General features: G+C 74.2%; 1 protein-coding gene. It reads left to right on the top strand.

Annotation, left to right across the window (positions count from 1 at the left end; all coding sequences use genetic code 11):
* Nucleotide 1: 1 nt before the first annotated feature.
* Nucleotides 2–430 (top strand): WD40 repeat domain-containing protein (locus tag ACWEKM_RS27970; protein WP_451624008.1); only part of this gene is annotated, 429 nt, incomplete at its 3' end.

The following is a 430-nucleotide window of genomic DNA, read 5'->3' as shown; positions in this document are numbered from 1 at the left end:
GGTGGCGATCGCGCCGGACGGCACCTGGCTCGCCACCGCTGGCGATGGCAGGAGGGTCCGGATTTGGGACCGGGCCAGCGGCCAGCAGACCGCCACCGTCACCGCAGACACCGACTGGGGGGCGGCGGTGGCGATCGCGCCGGACGGCACCTGGCTGGCCACGGCCAGCGGCGACATGGTGCGGATCTGGGACCGGGCCAGCGGCCAGCAGACCGCCACCCTCAGCCGCACCGGCTGGGTTGAGGCGGCGGCGATCGCGCCGGACGGCACCTGGCTGGCCACGGCCGACAAGGTCAAGCGCCACGGCGTCGTGACGGTGGGGATTTGGGACCGGGTCAGCGGCCAGCAGACCGCCACCCTCACCGGAGACAGCTTGGTGAAGTCGGTGGCGATCGCGCCGGATGGCACCTGGCTCGCCACGGCCGGAGAG

The organism is Streptomyces sp. NPDC004752 (assembly GCF_053601275.1).
This window is presented reverse-complemented; position numbering and strand designations above follow the sequence as displayed.